The 19,523-nt window shown below is 50.0% G+C and carries 20 protein-coding genes; 8 read left to right on the top strand and 12 right to left on the bottom strand.

Translation table 11 applies throughout. The features are described 5' to 3' along the window. Positions 1–287 precede the first annotated feature (287 nt). The 3 genes from AC6I8A_RS19770 (at position 288) to AC6I8A_RS19760 (ending at position 3,726) form a co-directional block, all read left to right on the top strand. Positions 288–1,523, top strand: a complete 1,236-nt coding sequence (locus AC6I8A_RS19770; protein WP_265301816.1) for an oligosaccharide flippase family protein — start codon at positions 288–290, stop codon at positions 1,521–1,523. A 5-nt stretch (positions 1,524–1,528) separates the two neighbouring features. Beyond that, positions 1,529–2,398, top strand: a complete 870-nt coding sequence (locus tag AC6I8A_RS19765; RefSeq protein WP_293792436.1) for an ATP-grasp fold amidoligase family protein — start codon at positions 1,529–1,531, stop codon at positions 2,396–2,398. Between the two features lie 248 nt (positions 2,399–2,646). Then, complete coding sequence (locus AC6I8A_RS19760) at positions 2,647–3,726, top strand: mechanosensitive ion channel family protein (protein WP_497819337.1); 1,080 nt, start codon at positions 2,647–2,649, stop codon at positions 3,724–3,726. On the opposite strand, the gene AC6I8A_RS19755 is transcribed toward AC6I8A_RS19760, so the two are convergent. The 3 genes from AC6I8A_RS19755 to AC6I8A_RS19745 all read right to left on the bottom strand — a co-directional run bounded on the left by AC6I8A_RS19755 (position 3,707) and on the right by AC6I8A_RS19745 (position 5,335). Then, positions 3,707–4,255, bottom strand: a complete 549-nt coding sequence (locus AC6I8A_RS19755; RefSeq protein WP_497818995.1) for a GNAT family N-acetyltransferase — start codon at positions 4,253–4,255, stop codon at positions 3,707–3,709. The genes AC6I8A_RS19760 and AC6I8A_RS19755 overlap by 20 nt on opposite strands. Positions 4,256–4,487: 232 nt before the next feature. Further along, positions 4,488–4,835 carry an outer membrane protein assembly factor BamE domain-containing protein gene (bamE, locus tag AC6I8A_RS19750; protein ID WP_265301821.1) on the bottom strand — a complete coding sequence of 116 codons (348 nt, stop codon included), beginning with the start codon at positions 4,833–4,835 and terminating at the stop codon, positions 4,488–4,490. After that, positions 4,832–5,335 carry a hypothetical protein gene (locus tag AC6I8A_RS19745; RefSeq protein ID WP_265301823.1) on the bottom strand — a complete coding sequence of 168 codons (504 nt, stop codon included), beginning with the start codon at positions 5,333–5,335 and terminating at the stop codon, positions 4,832–4,834. The genes bamE and AC6I8A_RS19745 overlap by 4 nt, the downstream gene beginning before the upstream one ends. 357 nt (positions 5,336–5,692) lie before the next feature. On the opposite strand from AC6I8A_RS19745, the gene AC6I8A_RS19740 reads away from it, so the two are divergent. Next, the gene (locus AC6I8A_RS19740; RefSeq protein WP_497818994.1) at positions 5,693–6,154 is read left to right on the top strand and encodes an OsmC family protein; all 462 of its coding nucleotides are present in this window, start codon (positions 5,693–5,695) and stop codon (positions 6,152–6,154) included. A gap of 1 nt (position 6,155) precedes the next feature. Here AC6I8A_RS19740 and AC6I8A_RS19735 read toward each other — a convergent pair whose 3' ends face one another. From AC6I8A_RS19735 to AC6I8A_RS19725, 3 genes are all read right to left on the bottom strand, one after another. Beyond that, positions 6,156–7,232 carry a diguanylate cyclase gene (locus AC6I8A_RS19735; protein ID WP_436331733.1) on the bottom strand — a complete coding sequence of 359 codons (1,077 nt, stop codon included), beginning with the start codon at positions 7,230–7,232 and terminating at the stop codon, positions 6,156–6,158. 171 nt (positions 7,233–7,403) lie between these two features. After that, a complete protein-coding gene (locus AC6I8A_RS19730) occupies positions 7,404–9,239 on the bottom strand; it encodes a methyl-accepting chemotaxis protein (protein WP_497818993.1) in 1,836 nt (611 codons plus the stop codon). 150 nt (positions 9,240–9,389) lie between these two features. After that, complete coding sequence (locus AC6I8A_RS19725; protein ID WP_497818992.1) at positions 9,390–10,307, bottom strand: LysR family transcriptional regulator; 918 nt, start codon at positions 10,305–10,307, stop codon at positions 9,390–9,392. Between the two features lie 110 nt (positions 10,308–10,417). On the opposite strand from AC6I8A_RS19725, the gene AC6I8A_RS19720 reads away from it, so the two are divergent. Then, positions 10,418–10,858 carry an ester cyclase gene (locus tag AC6I8A_RS19720; protein WP_497818991.1) on the top strand — a complete coding sequence of 147 codons (441 nt, stop codon included), beginning with the start codon at positions 10,418–10,420 and terminating at the stop codon, positions 10,856–10,858. A 302-nt stretch (positions 10,859–11,160) separates the two neighbouring features. Here the strand turns inward: AC6I8A_RS19720 and AC6I8A_RS19715 are convergent, their stop codons facing one another. Beyond that, positions 11,161–12,210 carry an NAD(P)-dependent alcohol dehydrogenase gene (locus AC6I8A_RS19715; RefSeq protein WP_497818990.1) on the bottom strand — a complete coding sequence of 350 codons (1,050 nt, stop codon included), beginning with the start codon at positions 12,208–12,210 and terminating at the stop codon, positions 11,161–11,163. Positions 12,211–12,321: 111 nt separating this feature from the next. Between AC6I8A_RS19715 and AC6I8A_RS19710 the strand changes: the two genes are divergently transcribed. Then, a complete protein-coding gene (locus AC6I8A_RS19710; RefSeq protein WP_312663778.1) occupies positions 12,322–12,753 on the top strand; it encodes a winged helix-turn-helix transcriptional regulator in 432 nt (143 codons plus the stop codon). On the opposite strand, the gene AC6I8A_RS19705 is transcribed toward AC6I8A_RS19710, so the two are convergent. Beyond that, positions 12,695–13,519: a helix-turn-helix transcriptional regulator gene (locus AC6I8A_RS19705; RefSeq protein WP_256699004.1), complete on the bottom strand. Its 825-nt coding sequence runs from the start codon at positions 13,517–13,519 to the stop codon at positions 12,695–12,697. The two genes, AC6I8A_RS19710 and AC6I8A_RS19705, sit on opposite strands and share 59 nt — an antisense overlap. Positions 13,520–13,622: 103 nt before the next feature. On the opposite strand from AC6I8A_RS19705, the gene AC6I8A_RS19700 reads away from it, so the two are divergent. Then, on the top strand, positions 13,623–14,510 hold the full coding sequence (locus AC6I8A_RS19700) for an SDR family oxidoreductase (RefSeq protein ID WP_497818989.1): 888 nt from the start codon (positions 13,623–13,625) through the stop codon (positions 14,508–14,510). Positions 14,511–14,570: 60 nt separating this feature from the next. On the opposite strand, the gene AC6I8A_RS19695 is transcribed toward AC6I8A_RS19700, so the two are convergent. Beyond that, positions 14,571–15,392, bottom strand: a complete 822-nt coding sequence (locus AC6I8A_RS19695; RefSeq protein ID WP_256699006.1) for a Cof-type HAD-IIB family hydrolase — start codon at positions 15,390–15,392, stop codon at positions 14,571–14,573. 122 nt (positions 15,393–15,514) lie between these two features. Continuing rightward, positions 15,515–16,153, bottom strand: coding sequence for a TetR/AcrR family transcriptional regulator (locus AC6I8A_RS19690; RefSeq protein WP_497819336.1), 639 nt, complete (start codon positions 16,151–16,153; stop codon positions 15,515–15,517). Positions 16,154–16,244: 91 nt separating this feature from the next. Here AC6I8A_RS19690 and AC6I8A_RS19685 point away from each other — a divergent pair, with 91 nt between their 5' ends. Further along, complete coding sequence (locus tag AC6I8A_RS19685) at positions 16,245–16,913, top strand: O-methyltransferase (protein WP_256699008.1); 669 nt, start codon at positions 16,245–16,247, stop codon at positions 16,911–16,913. Positions 16,914–16,947: 34 nt separating this feature from the next. Here the strand turns inward: AC6I8A_RS19685 and zigA are convergent, their stop codons facing one another. Both zigA and AC6I8A_RS19675 read right to left on the bottom strand, forming a co-directional pair. Then, the gene (zigA, locus tag AC6I8A_RS19680; RefSeq protein ID WP_497818988.1) at positions 16,948–18,168 is read right to left on the bottom strand and encodes a zinc metallochaperone GTPase ZigA; all 1,221 of its coding nucleotides are present in this window, start codon (positions 18,166–18,168) and stop codon (positions 16,948–16,950) included. Positions 18,169–18,326: 158 nt separating this feature from the next. Further along, on the bottom strand, positions 18,327–19,433 hold the full coding sequence (locus AC6I8A_RS19675; RefSeq protein WP_497818987.1) for an ABC transporter substrate-binding protein: 1,107 nt from the start codon (positions 19,431–19,433) through the stop codon (positions 18,327–18,329). Positions 19,434–19,523: the final 90 nt, after the last annotated feature.

Raw genomic sequence — 19,523 nt, 5'->3', positions numbered from 1 at the left:
ACATTATCCATAGTCGAATAGCATTAAATAATGGACTCATTATTTGAGAATGCACGTCATTAATCTGATTAATCAAAAAACCCTTCACTAATTCAATTTCAGCAGCCACACTGTCAACCAAATTAATCAAGTATAAATAAATAATATGACATTGAGCGCTGCTCATATATGAGCATACTGCAATAAAACATAACATTAACGCATATAGCAAAAAAGTTTCATATTGCTGATGATTCATTACTCGCGCTGAACATCATCAATACTGCTATGGATATGAGAAACGAGCAATGTACTCTAACTCAATATGGATCATGTTAGAAAAGTCGGTCAATATCATCGGGCTTATCTATATCAATGCACTGATGGCAAAATACATTGGCCCTGAAGACTTTGGTAAGATCAACATTTCGACTTCTCTATTTATATTTGTGCAAACGCTGTCGTGGTTTGGTGGTCAGAACATCCTGTTTAAGCGCATGAGTGAAAATACTAAGTCAGGAATTGCGTTAGCGATGCACACGCAAAATCAACGGCGTATTTTCTTCCTGCTGTCATCAAGCTCAGTGTTGATCTATCTCTATTTTTTCACCGACATCATTGTGTTTTTATTTGGTGTGGCCAACGGTATTGCTACGTACTATATCGTGATGGACTTCTTTTCCATCTACAATAACACCCAGTTAAAATCAAAAATCAACACCATCACTAATGTGATTGGCTTATCTGTTGCTCTGGTGATTCGGTTCTATATTTCACACTTTAAACTGCCAGTGTACTACTTCACCCTGCCGATTATTCTCATCCCGCTGATACCTTACATCTTGCGTCTCCTCTATTTTAACTACACCACAAAAGTACACAACAATCGTAAGGGCGCCGGTGTGTATAACCGGCATATGCTGTTTACCGGAGGAGCGCTGATTCTGTCGAGTCTATCTGCGGACATCTACACGCAGATATCGAGTATTTTTCTGGCAAAAATTCTCTCTTACTCAAACCTGGGCGTTTATAGCGTCGCGTTAACCATAGGAGGTGCCTGGTCATTTATCGTGCTGGCATTAATAACAAGCTTCTTCTCAAAGATCTACAGCGAAAAAGATCAAATCACCGTTGAAATGCTGCTGATTAAAATCAATCGCATTGTCATCCTGTTTTCGCTTATTGCCTTAGGTGGATTCTATATTTTTGGTGCTTACTTTATCCATTTATTGTATGGCGATAAGTATATGGATTCGGTAAATATCATTCCCATTATTATCATTGGCACGATGTTCTCTGCATTAGGCACAATTTGTTATCGCTATATGATAAAAGAGTCCGGATACAGTTACCTGGCTAAAAAGATGTTTTTATGCTGTGTCTTAACCATACCGCTATCCTGGCTAATGATTAATTCTTACGGGATTAATGGGGCTGCATACTGTTTTTTGATCGTTGAGATTTTGTCTTGCACTTTACTCAATTACTTTTTCAGAAATAAAACAATCATCAAAATGCATCTTAACATTTTCAAACTGAGATAATTTTAATGAAAATGATAAAACACACAGTCAAATCCGCATTAAAAATCAGCGCTCACATGTACCCAGAATTTTGCGCAAAAACTCACTACTACATTAAGTTCAAGAAAAAGCTGAACTTAACCAACCCAATCAATTTCAATGAAAAAATTCAGTGGCTTAAATTTAATGAATTAAAAGGTGACATTTATACGTTGTGCGCAGATAAGTATAAGGTGCGGGAGTATGTTACAGCGAAAGGGTGTGGTGAAATACTTAACCAACTCTATGGCGTGTATGATGATCCGCAGGACATTGACTACCGCGCATTACCCGATAAGTTTGCCCTCAAGTGTAACCATGGCGCAGGCTATAACATCATTTGTGACAACAAAGCTTCACTGGACATTGATAAAACCAACAAGCAACTCAATAAGTGGTTGAAGCAGGATTTCTCATCCCATTTCATTGAACCGCAGTATAAGAAAATAGACCGAAAAATATTATGCGAAAAATATATTGAGAATGAGCGTGGAGGTTTTCCAGAGGATTACAAATTTTACTGTTTCAATGGAAAACCTTATGCGGTGATGGTTTGCATGGAGCGAGAAAACGGCAAACCTAAGTTCTATTATTTTGACATGAACTGGAACCCGCTTCCCTTTGAAGATACTGTTGAATTAATCAATGCCAACAGTTATCCGAAAATGCCCGAAGGTTTCCATGAAATGAAAGAATATGCGGTTAAACTGGCATCGGATTTTAAATTTGTCCGCGCTGATTTTTACCTTCTCAATGGTAACGTTATTTTTGGTGAATTGACCTTCACACCGTCTGCCGGGCTCGATGTTACGTTGCAGGAAGCCGATGCTATTTTGGGCAGTCAGCTAAAGTTATAGCGTTGAAAGTGACTGATTTGCCAGTTTTCACAATAGGTGCGCATGAATGCGCACCCTACAAAATCCCCGCCAATCCATCGTAGGGTCGCCATTAATGGCGACCGATGCCCACCTGACAACCAAGCCTGCCACAGCGTCTATACTGATAAGCGTAAAGAAATAATCTGCAGATAACCGATTAAAGAATGGTTACTGAATTTTTAACTTATCTGACAACCTTGGTTGTTGGCTTAATAAAAGGGAAAGTAATGCCATTATTATTTGATGAGTTATCGGGTGCGCCAACTTGGGTGCCTGCTGTGTTACTTGTCACGCTCTCACTCGCAGTGGGTTTTCTGGCGCGATTTATCCTGCTCAGGTTTATTCGCTACTGGCAGAATCGTGACAGAAAACTATTCAAATCACTGGAAAAGCATCTGCGTGGTTCGATGTTTCTGTTTATACCTTTGCTGTTAATCAGTACAGGGCTTAATTCTGTTAATATCCAGCCTGGCTCCCTGAACTTTATCACGACCACCATTAATATATTTATTATTCTATCCTTCTGCTCTGTGATAATTCGATTGATTAACGTGGCGCAGGATATGCTGTTCATTCGCTATGATATTAATCTCTCAAATAACCTTCGCGCGCGAAAAATCCGCACGCAGATAATGTATGTGAAAAAAGTCGCAATCGTCGTACTGGTGACGTTATGTCTTTCACTGATTCTCCTTAGTTTCCCTGGCGTGCGAAAATTCGGCACCACCATTCTCGCCGGTGCTGGCGTTGCCGGTATTATCATTGGCTTTGCGCTGCAGAAGTCGCTGGTTAACTTGTTTGCCGGTATTCAGATTGCCTTTACGCAACCCATAAAAATTGATGATGCCGTGGTAGTGGAAAATGAATGGGGCTGGATTGAAGAGATCAACCTGACGTATGTGGTGGTGCGTATCTGGGACCTGCGCCGTCTGGTTCTGCCCATTACCTACTTTACCGAAAATGCCTTCCAGAACTGGACGCGCAATAACGCCCAAATATTAGGCTCGGTTTTTCTCTACCTCGATTATTCCATGCCATTAGATCCTCTGCGCAAGCATTTTGAAAAAGTCCTTAGTGAAACCAAACTTTGGGATCAACAAACTCAGGTGCTACAGGTTACGGATACCACCGATAAAACCATGACCATCAGACTATTAATGACGGCGCAAAATTCCCCCACCGCCTGGGATTTACGCTGTTACGTGCGGGAAAAGATGATTGAGTTTATTCAGCAAAATTATCCGCAGAGTCTTCCTCATGTGCGGGCGACATTTACTGACGCCGGGTTTAGAGAGGCGAGTCAATAAAGTTCTCGTGGGAAATCTTATATAGCACATGCTTAGCCAGCGCGTGATCGGCAGGTAATGCGGGATGGAGAAAGGTAGTTTTTTTCTGCATCCCCAATCGCTTCATCAGATTCTCAGATGGCGTGTTATGAATGCTGGTAAACGAAACGACCTCGGGAAGATGCAAAACATCAAACGCATAAGCCAGCGATGCTTCGGCGGCTTCTTTGGCAATTCCCTGCCCCCAGAATTTTTTATTAATTCGCCAGCCAATTTCCGTGCAGGGTGAAAAGTCGAAGCGATCTGGCTGATGTGCTAAACCCACACTGCCGACAAATTCGACGGAGTCTTTCATTTCAACGGCCCAAAAACCCCAACCCTGGTTTGAAAGAATCATATCCATGAATCTTGCAACGACGTTGTCGCTTTCCTGGCGACTCAGCGCTTTTGGGAAATACTTCATTACTTCAGGATCGGCGTTGAGTTCGGCAAAAGGTTGTAAATCCTTTTCCTGCCACTGTCGGAGGATCAGGCGGTTTGTCTCTAACATTTTAAATTTACCCTAAAAAACGCTAACGATTCCCTGATTTTACCTAATAGCGCCTCGAAAATCCCATCTGCATCGATGAAAATTGATGTCATCAAGCGCATACACTTTAGCGATGCCAATGAGTGAGTAATGCTTCAAACGGTCGCCATCAATGGCGACCCAACGATTATTCGGCAGGTTATTGCGCAATAAATGGCGTTGTTGCGGAATGTTGGTAGTTCAAACTTCGCAATCACTTTTCATCATAGTGATAAGCTGTGATTATTCCTTTATCTGAAAAATCGACAGTGAGAGATTGCTCTCTGTCATTGATTAATGGGATGAGGAAATAGATGCGTCTATCAACAATTTTAGAGTAATATTCCCAACGCTTAGCATTATTATAATTTACTGAATTTATCGGAGTGCCAAAAGTGAGCAGTACTTCTTTACGGCTCGTCACTTCAGGGACGAGTTTCTGCTTGATTTCTTTCTCTGAATAGTCTGAAAGCCGAGTCTCTTTTGTACGATCAACGTTAGCTGCACATGAAGAGACGAGCGCGAAAATCGATCCTGTGAGAATTAATCTCCCCCATTTCATTTTGAAAGTGCCTTTTCAACGTAGATTCCATTTACACTATCAAGCACAACTTCCTTGAGGTATAGAACACAATATCCTGTCTTATCGCCATAGCTGATATGAGCTTCATAAATTTTTTTCTTTTCAGGGACAAACGGCAGATTCACATGACACCCCTGATATAATGAGTGATGAATGATGGTTTTTTCATCAGGAACAAGCAATGTCTCGACATAATCGTCCTGATATTTCTTGCCTGTTATTTTTGGTAATCCGATATCCTTTGTAGAACCTAAAAAAGGATTAAGATATGCATTATGCTTTAAGACCCATCCACCGGTTTTTTTACCTGAACTGTCAGTCTGATACAATGCATAACTCATTGGTGCACCGATAAGACGAATTTTTGCCACATCAGAATTTTCAGTTGGCGGTGTGAATTGTTTGGGTTCAGGGAATAAATTAGAGCAACCTGAAAGGCTCAGAACTACGGGGATTAACAAGGCGTTTAAACACTTCATAAAATTTCCTTATTCAAATCTTAAAAAACCAACAAAAATGAAAGAGTGAAGTTCAAGAGATATAAGATGGAATGGTCTTCTGATAAATGCGAAAAAGGTTATCGGCAATATTTGCTATAACTTTATTTTTTTTATGCGTTTTACTATTGCATGTTGGTAAACGGATTGATGAGGATTTGCCGCTCGTGTTTGATTTCTGGTCGCCATGAATGGCGACCCTACGTTTATTTGGCAGGTTATTGAAGGGGGCGCATTCATGCGCACCTGCATACATACGTGCTGATCTGACATAAATGGCGACCTTGCTGGACACAGGTTAGACTGCGTGCCTCTTCCGTTATAAAAGGAGCATCAGAAATGGCAGCAAAGGAACACCATTATCAGGTCACAGTGCGCTGGACTGGCAACCGCGGCAACGGTACCGCATCTTATACCGCTTACGACCGTAACGCGGAGCTGATTGCCGCTGGCAAAGAGACGGTTGCACTGAGCGCCGATCCGGCGTTTCGCGGTGATGCGGCGCGCTGGAATCCGGAAGAGTTACTGCTGGCATCGGCCTCGGCGTGCCACAAATTGTGGTATCTGCATCTCTGTTCTGACGCAGGCATTATGGTGGAAGCCTATGAAGATGCGGCGGAAGGGACAATGATTGAGGGCACGCGCGGCCGGTTTACCAGCATCACGTTGAAACCGCGTATTGCGTTGCGCGATCCGGCGGACGCGGACCGCGCGCGTGAATTGCATCATCAGGCGCATGAAGCCTGTTTCATTGCGAACTCGCTTAACTTTACGGTGAACTGCGAACCCGAGTTCGTATAATTCAGGCCGCGCCGGCCAGCGACGGTTGCCATAAGCGCACGCCGTTGCGTCCGGCGCGTTTCACCTCATACAGCGCTTCATCGGCATGCCGCAGCCAGTGACGAATGGATTCTGCATGCGCTGCCGATGCAATACCAATACTCACCGAGCAACGAAACTCCGCCGACGCCGGTAAGCGCACCTGCGCGATCTTTTCCTGCAATCGTTGGGCCAGCGCCACTACCGATTCATCGCTGGCATGATGCACAATTACGCCCAGCTCATCGCCGCCAAAACGTGCCGGAATATCCTGCAATCCCACATGATTACGCAGCAGTGCGGAGATTTCTGCCAGCAGGAAATCCCCCGCTTCATGGCCCCACGTATCATTTACTGTTTTGAAATAATCGAGATCCATCAGCAGCAAATAACCGGTGCTATCGCCACGACGCGTGCTGAGAAATTCGCTCTCCAGCCGACGCTCAAACAGGCGACGATTGGGAATTTCCAGGCCGGGATCCATCAGCGCTATACGTTCCAGTTCACGATTACGTTTGCGCAGTTGCCAGGTGAGATTGTACGACGTGACGCTGAGTACCAGCATGTAACAGGTCGCGAGCGGCAAGGTCAGCCAGACGGTTTGCGTACTGAATGTCAGGTTTACGCCTGCGCCATCCATCAGCCATACCATGACAAAGCCGCAAATAAATGCCTGCATCGCTGCAATTAACTGCGCGGCACCGCCCGCCGCATAGCGATCCGAGGCCAGCACCGCCATGATGACAAATGAAGGCAGCGGGCTCAGCGCCATTAGCGCCACCCAAATACCACCGAAGGCAGCGTCGAGGGTTAAATTATGCCGTTCGGTGGTGGTGGAATCTTCGGCCCGCAACGCGCGGCGATACGCCAACCACGGCCAGAGAAACGCATTCACAAATAACAGGGCGCTAAACGCCAAATCACGATCCATCTCCATCAGTACTGAGAGGATTGGGAAAAAACATAAAATCGTGCCGAGCTGACGCATGATAAACATGCGACGAACGAAGCGTTGGGAACGCCGCTTCAGGTGACTATCGTCAGGTGAGTAGTAGTTCATGCACGGGAAGTATCAGGACGACAAGAATTGCATTTTAACGGGAAACGTTATCCGTGGAGTGGAATATTTTAAGAATATTTACCTTGCGCTTCTGCAATCGCACAAAAATGTCGCACCCTGATGAAAAGTGAGAAAATGGAAGCCGATGTTGATCGACTTCCACTGTGTTTTCTAATGTGCAGTACCCTGCAAGCGGAACTGCGCCACTAATCGCTCCAGCATCATCGCCTGCTCTTCCAGCGAATTCGCTGAATGCGAGGAGGCGCTGACCAGCGTGGCGTTCTGCTGCGTGGTGGTATCCAACTCGCCCACCGCACGGGCAATTTGCTCGATGCCGCGGCTCTGTTCATCCGACGCTGCTGAAATCTCTTCCATAATTTCATTTACGCGCGCGATGCTGCCGAGGATCTGATCCATGGTTTCACCGGCGCGCGCCACCTGCTGATGGCCATTGCTAATACGTCCCACCGATTCACTGATCAACTGCTCGATGTCTTTGGCCGCACCGGCACTGCGCTGTGCCAGATTGCGCACTTCGCTGGCGACCACGGCGAAACCACGTCCCTGCTCACCGGCTCGTGCCGCTTCCACCGCCGCGTTCAGCGCGAGGATATTGGTCTGGAAGGCGATGCTATTAATGACGGCGGTGATATCGGCGATCTTTTTCGAGCTGTCTGAAATTTCGCCCATGGTGTTCACCACATCACGCACCGCGATGCCGCCTTTGTTGGCGTTATGTGACGCTTCCGCCGCAATCTGACTCGCCTGACGCGCATTGGCGGCGTTGTTTTTCACTGTGGCAGTGAGCTGCTCCATGCTGGCAGCGGTTTCCACCACCGCCGCCGCTTGTTGCTCGGTGCGTGAGGATAAATCGAGGTTACCCTGGTTAATCGCGCTGGCCGCCTGCGACACGCTGCTGACGCTGCTCAGCACATCGCCAATCATGCTGCGCAGCCGTTCGTTCATGCGTCCCATCGCCGACGTCAGCTTGCCGAGTTCATCATGGCGATCGGTGACAAATTGCGAACTGAGATCGCCATTGGCGATGCGCTCCGCCAATTCCAGGTTATGGAATACCGGACGCGTAATTTGACGAATGATGTACCACGCCACCAGCACGCCGAACAGAATCGCCAGACCACCAATCAGCAGTGAAATCGCCGCCGATCCGTTGGCCAGTTCATCGTTGCGCGCTTTGACGATGGTGATGATCTGTTTGATCGCCGCACTGCTTTTATCGCCCGCCACTTTGACAGTATCTTCCGCCGTACGCAGCTGACCGTAGGCATCCGCCGCTTGCAGGCTGAGGCTTTTGAATTTCTCGGTGTCCTGCCACAACGCGGTAAATTCGCCCTGCTGTTCCGGCGGCAACAGCGCCAGCAGCGCTTTCATGCCCTGATCCGCCTGCTGAAAATGGTTCTCCAACGTTTTACGCAGCGCATCACTAACGTTAAAACGCAGCGCCCAGGCTTCTTCACGCACGTTGCTAATGGCGAACAGCTGCTCGTAAATTTGGTTGGTGAGTTCAGGATTGGTAACGGGGGTGCGAATCAGTTGAGTGTAGCGCGAGGTCATGTCTTGCTGGCTTAAGGAATCCAGCTGTGAGCGTAGGCTATTGAGTTGCTGCGTGGCTTGCGTCATGGCGCCAATGCTGTTCTGGAAACTGGCGAGGTGAGTTCCCAATTCATCCACCCGCGCTCTGGCGCCATCCGACCATGAAAGTTGTTTCGCTTCACTGGTGAGCTGTTGCGCATGCGTGACGTAGTTCGCCATCACCTGGCCAGATTTATCATCGCCATACAGATATTTGAGGCGATTAATTTTGGCCTGAAACACTTCAATGTTGATGTCATAAATCAGATTAGTTTTCTGATAGATGTCATGAATGGCGTTGAAGCGCTGCACGCTCAATCCGGTTGCCAGTGCCACTAACAACAGCACGATGCCGAATCCTGCCGACAGTTTACGCGTGATGCGCACATTACGTAATCGGGATACCAGCCCCATGTTCCCTGCTCCTGCGATTGTTGTTTTTGTAAAGTTTGTAAGGGAGTTATCGGAGCAGTACGAGAAATGTTTATTCAGGATTGTGCAAAAAGTGATTGCAGGATGTGACGCGCCGCTGGAAATGTTGTCGTGATGTGCACGATAAAATTGTCAGGTTTGACAAGTGGCAGCAACATCGTTGATCACTTGTCGCAACCATTGGTGAGCCGGATTTTCCTGAGTGCGACGATGCCACAATAGATGGAAGGTTATGGTTGGTAGTTCAATGGGTGGCGTGAATACGTTGATAAGCGTCTGATTTGCTGTGTGAGTTGCCACACGACTTAGCACGGTGGCGATATAATCGGTGCCAGGTAACAACGCCGGTACAGAAAACATTGTGGGTAACGTCAAGCCGATATCGCGTACCAGGTTGTGTTCTCGCAACTTTTGATCCACCAATCCATAATGATTGCCTTCCGGCGACACCAGAATATGACGCATTGCGACAAAAGATTTTAGGTCGATTCCCTTTTCTGCGACGTCATGGTGGCGTCCAATCATAGTGACAAAATCATCGGTTAATAGCGGATGAGAAAGTATCCGGTTTTCAGCCTTGGTCGGTGGCACGCCAATCGCAATATCAATTTTCCCGGCATCTAATAAGGCTACGGTTTCATCACGATGGGTAAAATAGCGCACATGAATACTGCAATTCGGCGCTAATAAAGCCAGTTTCTGCGTTAAAGAAGGCAAAAGTACGTGAAGTGGATATTCCGTCAATCCCAAGGTAAAGCTGCGCGCTTTTGTGGCAGGATCGAAAATCTGAGTTGGATTCATTAGGTTTTTCACCTGCCCTAATGCTTCAGCAACCGGCACGGCTATCTCTTGTGCTTTGGCTGTCGGCAGCAAGCCTTCGGCACTACGAATAAACAGCGGATCGTTAAATACGCGCCGTAAGCGAGATAAAGCTGCACTCATCGCCGGTTGGCTTACACCCACAATGGCGGCGGCTTTAGTGACATTACGCTCCAGCATCAACGCATTAAACGCCACCAGCAGGTTGAGGTCGAACCCATCAAAATTCATATTTTATATAATGCGGTATATTGGCCATTTGTTTGATTGATAGTGACAGATTCAGGAATACTGCTCAAGTCGGTGAGATGCACCGTTAAATATGATGCAAGGGATCCAATATGAATGTCACAACTGAACTCAATCACCGTCTTAAAGTAGAGCGTGAGGCGGTAGAAATGCTGTACCGCGCCTTTAGTGATAAAAAACCGGATTTACTGGATTTAGCCGTAACCCAAGACTGGAATGATATTCCATTAAGTCCGGGGCAAGGTCCGGGACCCGGAGGTTTCAAGCCGCTTCTGGCTAGTTTTATTAAGGCGTTTCCTGATATCAACATCATCGTGCACGATATGGTGCAAGAGCCAGGGAAGATTGCGGTGCGCGCCGAGATCACAGGCACGCATCTCGGCGAGTTTATGGGCATTGCGCCAACCGGACGTGGCATTAGCGTGCGTCTTCATGAATTTCATCTACTGGATGGTGAGCGCGTTACCACAACCTGGCATATGGAAGATTGGCTCGCGATGTTCCAGCAGTTGGGTCAGTTTCCACCGGCTTAATACGATGACTTCTCCGTACTGAATTTGCTCCTAATCTGCCCTGTTTATAGGTAAAGTTTTAACTGTGATTGCAGGTAGCTATAACCAACTTAGCTGCCTGATTAACCAAACCACAGCAGCGAGGCCAGAATTTACGGGAGAAATCATTACAGTATGTTGTAACTATATCACTTAATATTAGGGCACCGGCGAATTTCTATCCACAATGACGGGTATAGTTCAGCGTCATCAGCATGTTATTGCGCCAGGCTCAGGCGATTTCAGGATGAAATCGCCTGCAACCATGTGCAGGCGAATAACGTTTACCAGCGCGTCGCTTGCATATCGATAACGAAGCGGTACTTCACATCGCCCTTCAACATGCGTGCGAACGCAGTTTCGATAGCTTCACCGGCAATCAACTCAATGTCAGCCGTGATATTGTGCTTACCGCAGAAATCCAGCATCTCCTGGGTTTCCTGAATGCTGCCAATCGATGAGCCGCTGATGCTCAAACGACGATTCACCATCGGCGTGACGTTTGGAGACTGGTGCGGCTGCTCGGGAATGCCGACCAGCACTAAACGACCGTTGGTTTTCAGCGTGGCAAGGTAAGGATCGAGATCGTGCGGTGCTGAGACGCAGTCCACAATGAAATCCAATGAAGTTTGCGCGGCCGCCATCTGCGCCGCATCGCGTGAAACCACCACGCGCGACGCACCTAAGCGCAGCGCATCTTCACCTTTGGCCGGGGAAGTGGTGAACAGCGTGACTTCTGCGCCCATTGCACTCGCCAGTTTAACCGCCATATGACCTAATCCGCCCAAGCCGACCACGCCGACTTTATCTCCCGCTTTCACGTTAAAGTGACGCAGCGGCGACCACACAGTGACGCCCGCACACAACAGCGGCGCAACGCCTGCTAACGGCAAAGTTTGAGGTACGGACACCACGAAGTGCTGATCGACCACGACGTTCTGTGCGTAGCCGCCCCACGTGCTGTCGCCGGTGTATTTATCGATGCCGTTGTAAGTTGCAACAAAGCCAGATTCACAATATTGCTCTTCTTTCTGCTGGCAGAAATGGCATTCGCGGCAGGAATCGACCATCACGCCCACACCCACGACATCGCCCGCTTTGAAATTTGTTACGTCCGCGCCGGTTTCCAGCACGCGTCCGACGATTTCATGTCCCGGTACCAGCGGATAGCGGCTTACCGCCCATTCGTTACGTGCCATATGCAGATCCGAATGGCACACGCCACAATACAGAATTTCAATTTTGACATCCTGCTGCTGTAGCGGACGCAGTGCAATCTGGCTGGAAGAGAGCGGTTTGGCCGCATCATGTGCGACTAATGCATTGATTTTCATAGTGCCTCCGAAATGAACTGGCTTTGGCTAGCTGAAGGCGGCAGACTATAGTGAACATGGTGCAAAATTGATAGTAGTTACCTTTTGGTAACCATACAGGAGGCGAAAACGATGCCCGCGATTGTTGACGGAAAGCTGTTTTTTTATGCGGATTCGCCGCCGCGCCGGCTGATGGATCTGTTTTCGGTGAAATGGAGCAGCATGGTTCTGCACGCGCTGTATCACTGGCCGAACCATCGCGCACGCACTGGCGAGTTGCAGCGCAGCCTGCAGGGAATTTCGAAGAAGATGCTGTTTCAAACGCTGAAAGAGCTGGAGCAGCGCGGCCTGATTGCCCGTCACGTTTATGATGTGGTGCCGCCGAAAGTCGATTACCGCTTAACGCCGCTCGGGATGACGTTCGCGGCACCGATTGAGCAGATGTATCAATGGGGGCTGGAGAATCAGGCGGCGCTGGATGAGATGGAAGCCCACTATCGCGCCGCTACGGACGCGCCATCAGCCGCGCTACACAATCCCGATCGTGCTGCTGACGCGGATTAAACACCACCAGACTTAAACCCGGTTTGCCTTCAACCGCGAAGGTGCTGTATTCCAGCTCCAGCACACCTTCGTCGGGCAGCCACAGCTGTTTGATGCCTTCGCCATGCTGACTCACTTCCTGCGATTGCCACAGCTGGCGGAAGGTGTCGCTCATCTCGCACAGCTCATCCACCAGCGCGCGCACATGCTCGCTGGCGCCGGTTCGCGCCACATCCGCGCGGAAGTTGGCCACCATGCCGCGTGTCACTTTATGCCAGTCCGGCAGACGCTTTTTCATCTCCTCATTACGGAACATCATCAACAGGATATTGCGCTGGGCAGGCGGCAGCTCGGCGTAATCAACAAATACTTTTGTCGCCGCACGGTTCCACGCCACCACTTGCCACTCTGCGGTTTTTACCAGCGCTGGCGTGTTCTCCATGCTGTCGAGTACGCGCTGTAGCGATGGCGAAACATCCACGCCCGCTTGCCATGTCACGCCCGGCAGACGATTTTGCGCCAGCAAAAACAGGTGATCGCGCTCGGCGGCGCTCAGCTCCAATGCGCGGGCTAAACGTTCCAGCACTTCTTCTGAGGGCGCGCCGCCTCTGCCCTGCTCCAGCCACGTATACCACGTGGTGCTGACGCACGCGCGCACCGCCACTTCTTCCCGGCGCAGGCCCGGCGTGCGGCGGCGCAGCAAGGTGTAACCGAGTTTCGCCGCATCCAGCCGCTGGCGGCGTTCACGCAGATAGTTGCCGAGCACGTTGTCATCTTGCTGAGTCATGCCTTTATCCTGTTAGTGCGTATACCTGTATAAGCTCACGACTTTTCGCCGCGTCGCAGACTTTTATGATAGTGCTTCAACTTTGAAAAAGTGGAGCACCAATATGCGAATTTTTGTGACCGGGGCGAGCGGCTTTATCGGTTCCGCCATTGTGAAAAAATTGCAGGCACGCGGTTATCAGGTGCAAGGTCTTGCGCGTAGCGAGGCGTCCGCCGAAAAACTGCAGCAGCAAGGTGTGCAGGTGATTCACGGCGATCTTGAAGATCTCGTCGGTCTGCGCAAGGCCGTTGAACAGAGCGACGGCGTGATCCATGCCGGTTATATTCACGATTTCAGCCGCATGGATCATGCCGCCGAGGTCGATCAGCGTGCGATTCTTGCGATGGGTGACGTATTGGTAGGTTCAGATCGCCCGCTAATTGTCACCACCGGCACCGCGTTAGTGTCGCCAGGACGTCTCGCCACCGAACAAATCAGACCGGCAGCGGGCGCACATCCCCGCTCCAACTCTAACGTCGCCGCGCTGGCGTTGGCTGACAGCGGCGTGCGCGTGGCGCTGGTGCGCTTACCGCCAACCGTGCATGGCGCAGGCGATCACGGATTTATTCCGATGATCATCAATATGGCGAAGGAGAAAGGTGCGGCGGTATATGTCGGCGATGGCGAGAATCGCTGGCCTGCGGTACATCGCGATGATGCGGCTGAACTGTTTTGCCTGGCGGCCGAAAAGGCTGAGCCGGGTGCGATTCTGCATGCGGTGCAGGAAGAAGGTGTACCGTTCCGTCAGATCGCCGAAACTTTCGGCGCCGGATTAGCGCTGCCGGTGAAAAGCCTGACGCTGGAAGAAGCCAAAGCGTGGTTAGGCTGGATGGCGTTCTTCGCCTCTACCGATAATCCGTCCTCCAGCGCGTGGACGCGTGAGAAGTTTAACTGGCAGCCGCGTGGGCCGGGATTACTGCAGGATATGCGTGAGGCGGGATATTTTAATTAATGGTCGCCATGAATGGCGCCTACGAAGTCAGGTGCGCATTTATGCGCACCTGGAAATTCATCAACCAAACGGCACTTCACGCGCCAGAATGCGGGCAATTACGTTAAGTGCGCCTTCGTCATTGTTGCTTTCGGTTCTGTAACGCGACACCGCGCTGACCGGCGCTGCGGCGTTCGCCATTGAGAAGCTGTAACACGCCTGACGCAGCATTTCGATGTCGTTGGCGCTGTCACCTACCGCCACCACTTCACAATCATCGATGCCCCATTTTTCCTGCAGCAGCGCGATGCCGTGCGCTTTGTGGCAGCCGGGAATGATCAAATCAACAAAACCAAAACCGCTGGAAACCGGATGCATGATGTTTTCAATCGCGCCCAGCTCCGCGTGCAAACGCTCCATCAAGGCATCAACGCCTTCGTGCGCCAGGTTCAGCGAGAACTTAAAGATGGTATCGTCGATGTCGTAGAGATTGTCGCGCTTTTCCAGACGATGGTAGTGATTCGCCAGCATGGCAATCACTTCGTCGGACATTGACGTATGCACGTAAGCGCCGTTGCGGCCACAGACTACGGTGCTGATGTCCGGTTCTTTAGCGAGAATATCGAGGATTTGATGCACACGTTCCTGCGCCAGTTCACCACAGAAGATCTCTTCATTGCTGTCAGAAACCCAGGCGCCGTTTTCCGCGACAAAAGCGATCTCATCTTTGATATCAGGAAAGTAGCGCAGCAACTGATAATACTGATTGCCGCTGGCGACCACGAAACGAATGCCCTTCTCTTTCAACAACGCATACTGACGCGCAAAGCGCTGCGTGTTGTACTGTTTGTTGTCATCGAGAAAAGTGCCATCCATATCCACCGCAATCATCTTCACTGCCATTTTTCTCTCCCGTTTGCTCATTCGGCTCTATAAAGGTTTTGTTAAGCTTACTCGCGGTGTGGATTATTGAGAATGTGAATAATGAGTTTGTTAACCGCTTTCAGAGATTTCCAGTCCATCTTTTACTGTAAATCGGCGCCTTTTTCCCTGATCCAGGCACAAAACATCTCCGCCATCTCTTGCGCGTAAGCCTGAATCTCCGCTGGCGTGCGCGGCGATTCGGAAAAGTGTTTCCCAACATTGCCCAGCGTACTGTTCAATAAATCTGCGGCGCGCGCCCGTTCGCTCTCCTCTGAATGCGGTAATACTTCACGCAGAAAATCACCAATGACGTTTTCACCTGCCGCGCGCGCTTGCTGCACTTCCGGCGCATCACGATACAGAGGTGCGGCGTCATTCAGCGCGGTGCGCATCGCCGCTTCTTCACATTCGGAATGTAAAAACGCCAGCGTGAGATCGTGCAGTCGCTGACGCGGTGTGTTGGCGGTATTACGCAGAATCGCGCCTAACAAATTGCCGGTGCGCTGCCATTCCTCGCTTTGCAATCTGAAAAGAATAGCCGCCTTATTGGGAAAATATTGATACAGCGATCCAATACTCACGCCTGCGCGTTCCGCCACCCGCGCCGTGGTGAAACGGGCGGCGCCTTCCAGCTCTAAAACCTGAGTAGCCGCTTGCAATATTGCGGAAACCAGCTCGCTGGAGCGCGCCTGCTTGGGCCTTTTTCTCTCTGAAATCTTAGTGTTACGTGGCTCAGCCATCATCATCCCCTGAACACGAATAGAGAAATGCGAATAATTCATCGTATTCTGTTGGCACAGCAAAATCCACTCGGTATGCCCGGAGAACAACATGAACACCTTAACTTCTGCGCCACTGGCGCCGCTGCTGAATTACCTGTTTGAGCTGGCCGATAATATGGCGCATCCAACCAACGATGCGTTCAGAACGATGTCTGACGCCGAACAACATCGCCTGCTGCAAAGTAAAACCGATTATCTGGAACTTTACGGACATTTGAAGGAAGTCCCGCTGGCGGTCTCGCGTGAAACCGGCAAGTTGCTGTATATGCTGGCGCGCAGCAGCCATGCCAAAACCATTGTTGAGTTTGGTACCTCGTTCGGCATTTCCACGCTGCATCTGGCAGCAGCGGTGCGCGATAACGGCGGCGGCAACATCATCACCTGCGAATTTGAGCCGGGGAAAGTGGCGTTAGCCCGTAACCATTTCGCCGATGCCGGCGTCAGCGATTTGATTGAGGTGCGCGTTGGCGATGCGTTGCAGACACTAAGCCGCGATTTACCAGCCACCATCGATATGCTGGTGCTCGACGGCGCAAAAGCGATTTACCCAGAGATTGTGACGCTGGTGCAGCCGTTTTTGCGTCCTGGCGCGCTAATTGTTGCCGACGATGCCGACTTCAGCCCGGAATATCTGGCGTTAGTGCACGACAGCCGAGGGTTTATGTCACTGCCGTTTAATGATGGGGTTGAGGTTTCGATGTGGTTGGGAGCAGCGTAATTGAGGAGGTCGCCATGAATGGCGACCCTACGAATTAATTAAACCATGGCTGGAAGGGATCGGGGAATTTTGCCCAATTATCGGGACCGAGCGCCATCTCCTCATCGGTTAACAGCGCCTGTTCCAGTGTGTTTCGCAGCGCTGTTTCATCCATGTCGATGCCGATAAACACCAGTTCCTGACGCGGGTCGCCGCTACCGTCAACCCAATTCTCTAAAATGTAGCCAAGGTTTTCCGCATCTTCCGGCCAGCGATCTTTGGGCACGCTGGCCCACCACATCCCGGCTAAACCCTGGCGTGACACGCCGCCCGCCTGCGACCATGAACCGGCATGACGCGGACGGCTGGCGAGCCAGAAGTAGCCTTTAGAACGCACCACGCCGCGCATCTCGTTTTCAATCAGATGGAAAAATCGCATCGGATGGAACGGGCGACGTGCGCGGAACACGAAGTTACGAATGCCATATTCTTCCGTTTCTGGCGTGTGTTCACCCCGCAACTCCTGCAGCCAGCCGGGCGCCTGTGCGGCGGCATCAAAATTAAACAAACCGGTATTGAGCACCTGATCCAGCCCGACTTTGCCGAATTCAGAGGTGATGATGTTGGCGCGCGGATTAAGCGACGTCAGAATCGCCATTAATCGCGCTTTTTCCGTTTCGTTAATCAGGTCGGTTTTGTTGAGGATCATAACATCGCAGAACTCGATTTGATCGACCAGCAAATCCACCACCGTGCGCTCATCCTCAGCGCCCAACGATTCTCCGCGCGACTGAATGCTTTCGTTCGATTCATAGTCGCGCAGGAAGTTAAAGCCATCGACCACCGTCACCATGGTATCGAGCGAGGCGACTTCAGACAGACTTTGCCCGTCTTCATCGGCGAAAGTGAAAGTCTCCGCCACCGGCAGCGGTTCAGAAATGCCGGTCGATTCGATCACCAGGTTATCGAAACGGCCATCCTTTGCCAGGCGATTCACCTCCAGCAGCAAATCTTCACGCAGCGTGCAGCAAATGCAGCCGTTACTCATTTCCACCAGCTTTTCGTCGGTGCGCGACAGCTCTGCCCCGCCCTCGCGCACCAGCGCGGCATCGATATTCACTTCCGACATATCATTGACGATCACCGCCACGCGACGACCTTCGCGGTTATTAAGAATATGATTGAGCAGCGTGGTTTTACCGGCGCCGAGAAAGCCAGAAAGCACGGTGACGGGAAGTTTTTTAAAATCATGATGGCTTTGGGTTAATGCTGACATAGCAACTCCTCTGAATGACAACGTTCACAAGGCGTATGGGCATACGCATAGTGTTGGTTATGTTATAACATAACAATTAACGTTGTCATTGAGGAATGTTGATGGAGCGGATCGGTCGCCATAAATGGCGACCTTAGGGCGTAACAGAAAATCCGTTGTTACTGGTTGTTCGGGTAACTTAAATCGATCGCGTTATCCGGTAACGTGGTGAAGTTTTTAACGATGGTGCGGAAATCTGCGTTCGGCTTCAGATCGGCAAACTGTTGCGGATAGAGATCTTTCGCCAGGATTTCCATGCCGATGATGTTGTACGGATGGTTGTAGAAGTGGTGATAAACGCCGTATACGCGGCCTTGCTTCACTGGCTCAATCTGCGCCAGGCCAGTGCGTTTCAACAGCGTCTGGAAGGTGGCTTTCACTTCCTGCGGCTGCACGCCAAAACCAAATGGCAGCACATTGGCGTTCGGACGCTTCGAACCGGTCATGATGTAAACATCCGGTTTCATGGCGATGATTTTTTCCAGCGCAACAAATCCGGCGTTGCCCGGCAGCAGTTCAGAGCCGATATTTTTTCCGCCCACCGCTTCCACCAATCCGCCCCAACCATTGTGGCTGTGCGTGAAGCAGCAGTTGTCGCTATTCCCGGCGATCGGTTCGATAAACACTGTCGGCTTATTTTTCACTTCTGCAACACCTTGGGTGATGCGCGCGAATTTCTGCTGATAAAAATCAGTGTAAGCCTTGGCCTGGGTTTCGCGGTTCAGCACTTTGCCGAGCAGCGTAACACTTGGTGCAGTGTTCTGCGCCGGATGCAGTTCGTAATCCACGAACACCACCGGAATATGTAGATTATTCAGGGTCGTGAGCACGCCTGATTGTTGCAACGCCGGTTTGGCGCGCAATTGCGCAATCATCAAATCCGGTTTTTGCGCCAGCACGCTTTCGAGGTTGACCTGGCCCTGATCGCTAAAGCCCATATCGACGATTTTCGTCGCTTCCGGCCAGCGCCCTTTCAGCACATCCCAGGTTTGCGTGTCCTGCTTTTTCGGCAGATTATTCCACGCCACCACACGCTTAAACGGGTCGTCGCGATCCAGCAGCGCCAGCGTCAAAATGTCGCGGCCATCCTGCAGAATGATGTGCTGTGGCTCTTTACTGATGGTTTGCGTGTTGCCGTCCATGTCGGTGACGGTCAGCGGATAAGTGGAGGCGGCAGCCGCCGTTGAAGCCAGTAATCCCATTGCCAAAAGCAGGCGCGTTTTCATCCCATAACTCCGTGGTAAAAAGAATAGTTATTATTATCAATTACCTTAACACAACCTTAAGTGGCGAGAATAAACGCCACTTCAATCAGG

The organism is Pantoea sp. X-Soil-ISGK-275 (assembly GCF_059730795.1).
This window is presented reverse-complemented; position numbering and strand designations above follow the sequence as displayed.

Coding starts and splice junctions, on each gene's coding strand:
- AC6I8A_RS19770 (WP_265301816.1), top strand. CDS start 288: ATGTACTCTAACTCAATATGGATCATGTTAGAAAAGTCGGTCAATATC.
- AC6I8A_RS19765 (WP_293792436.1), top strand. CDS start 1,529: ATGAAAATGATAAAACACACAGTCAAATCCGCATTAAAAATCAGCGCT.
- AC6I8A_RS19760 (WP_497819337.1), top strand. CDS start 2,647: ATGCCATTATTATTTGATGAGTTATCGGGTGCGCCAACTTGGGTGCCT.
- AC6I8A_RS19755 (WP_497818995.1), bottom strand. CDS start 4,255: ATGTTAGAGACAAACCGCCTGATCCTCCGACAGTGGCAGGAAAAGGAT.
- bamE (WP_265301821.1), bottom strand. CDS start 4,835: ATGAAATGGGGGAGATTAATTCTCACAGGATCGATTTTCGCGCTCGTC.
- AC6I8A_RS19745 (WP_265301823.1), bottom strand. CDS start 5,335: ATGAAGTGTTTAAACGCCTTGTTAATCCCCGTAGTTCTGAGCCTTTCA.
- AC6I8A_RS19740 (WP_497818994.1), top strand. CDS start 5,693: ATGGCAGCAAAGGAACACCATTATCAGGTCACAGTGCGCTGGACTGGC.
- AC6I8A_RS19735 (WP_436331733.1), bottom strand. CDS start 7,232: ATGAACTACTACTCACCTGACGATAGTCACCTGAAGCGGCGTTCCCAA.
- AC6I8A_RS19730 (WP_497818993.1), bottom strand. CDS start 9,239: ATGGGGCTGGTATCCCGATTACGTAATGTGCGCATCACGCGTAAACTG.
- AC6I8A_RS19725 (WP_497818992.1), bottom strand. CDS start 10,307: ATGAATTTTGATGGGTTCGACCTCAACCTGCTGGTGGCGTTTAATGCG.
- AC6I8A_RS19720 (WP_497818991.1), top strand. CDS start 10,418: ATGAATGTCACAACTGAACTCAATCACCGTCTTAAAGTAGAGCGTGAG.
- AC6I8A_RS19715 (WP_497818990.1), bottom strand. CDS start 12,210: ATGAAAATCAATGCATTAGTCGCACATGATGCGGCCAAACCGCTCTCT.
- AC6I8A_RS19710 (WP_312663778.1), top strand. CDS start 12,322: ATGCCCGCGATTGTTGACGGAAAGCTGTTTTTTTATGCGGATTCGCCG.
- AC6I8A_RS19705 (WP_256699004.1), bottom strand. CDS start 13,519: ATGACTCAGCAAGATGACAACGTGCTCGGCAACTATCTGCGTGAACGC.
- AC6I8A_RS19700 (WP_497818989.1), top strand. CDS start 13,623: ATGCGAATTTTTGTGACCGGGGCGAGCGGCTTTATCGGTTCCGCCATT.
- AC6I8A_RS19695 (WP_256699006.1), bottom strand. CDS start 15,392: ATGGCAGTGAAGATGATTGCGGTGGATATGGATGGCACTTTTCTCGAT.
- AC6I8A_RS19690 (WP_497819336.1), bottom strand. CDS start 16,153: ATGGCTGAGCCACGTAACACTAAGATTTCAGAGAGAAAAAGGCCCAAG.
- AC6I8A_RS19685 (WP_256699008.1), top strand. CDS start 16,245: ATGAACACCTTAACTTCTGCGCCACTGGCGCCGCTGCTGAATTACCTG.
- zigA (WP_497818988.1), bottom strand. CDS start 18,168: ATGTCAGCATTAACCCAAAGCCATCATGATTTTAAAAAACTTCCCGTC.
- AC6I8A_RS19675 (WP_497818987.1), bottom strand. CDS start 19,433: ATGAAAACGCGCCTGCTTTTGGCAATGGGATTACTGGCTTCAACGGCG.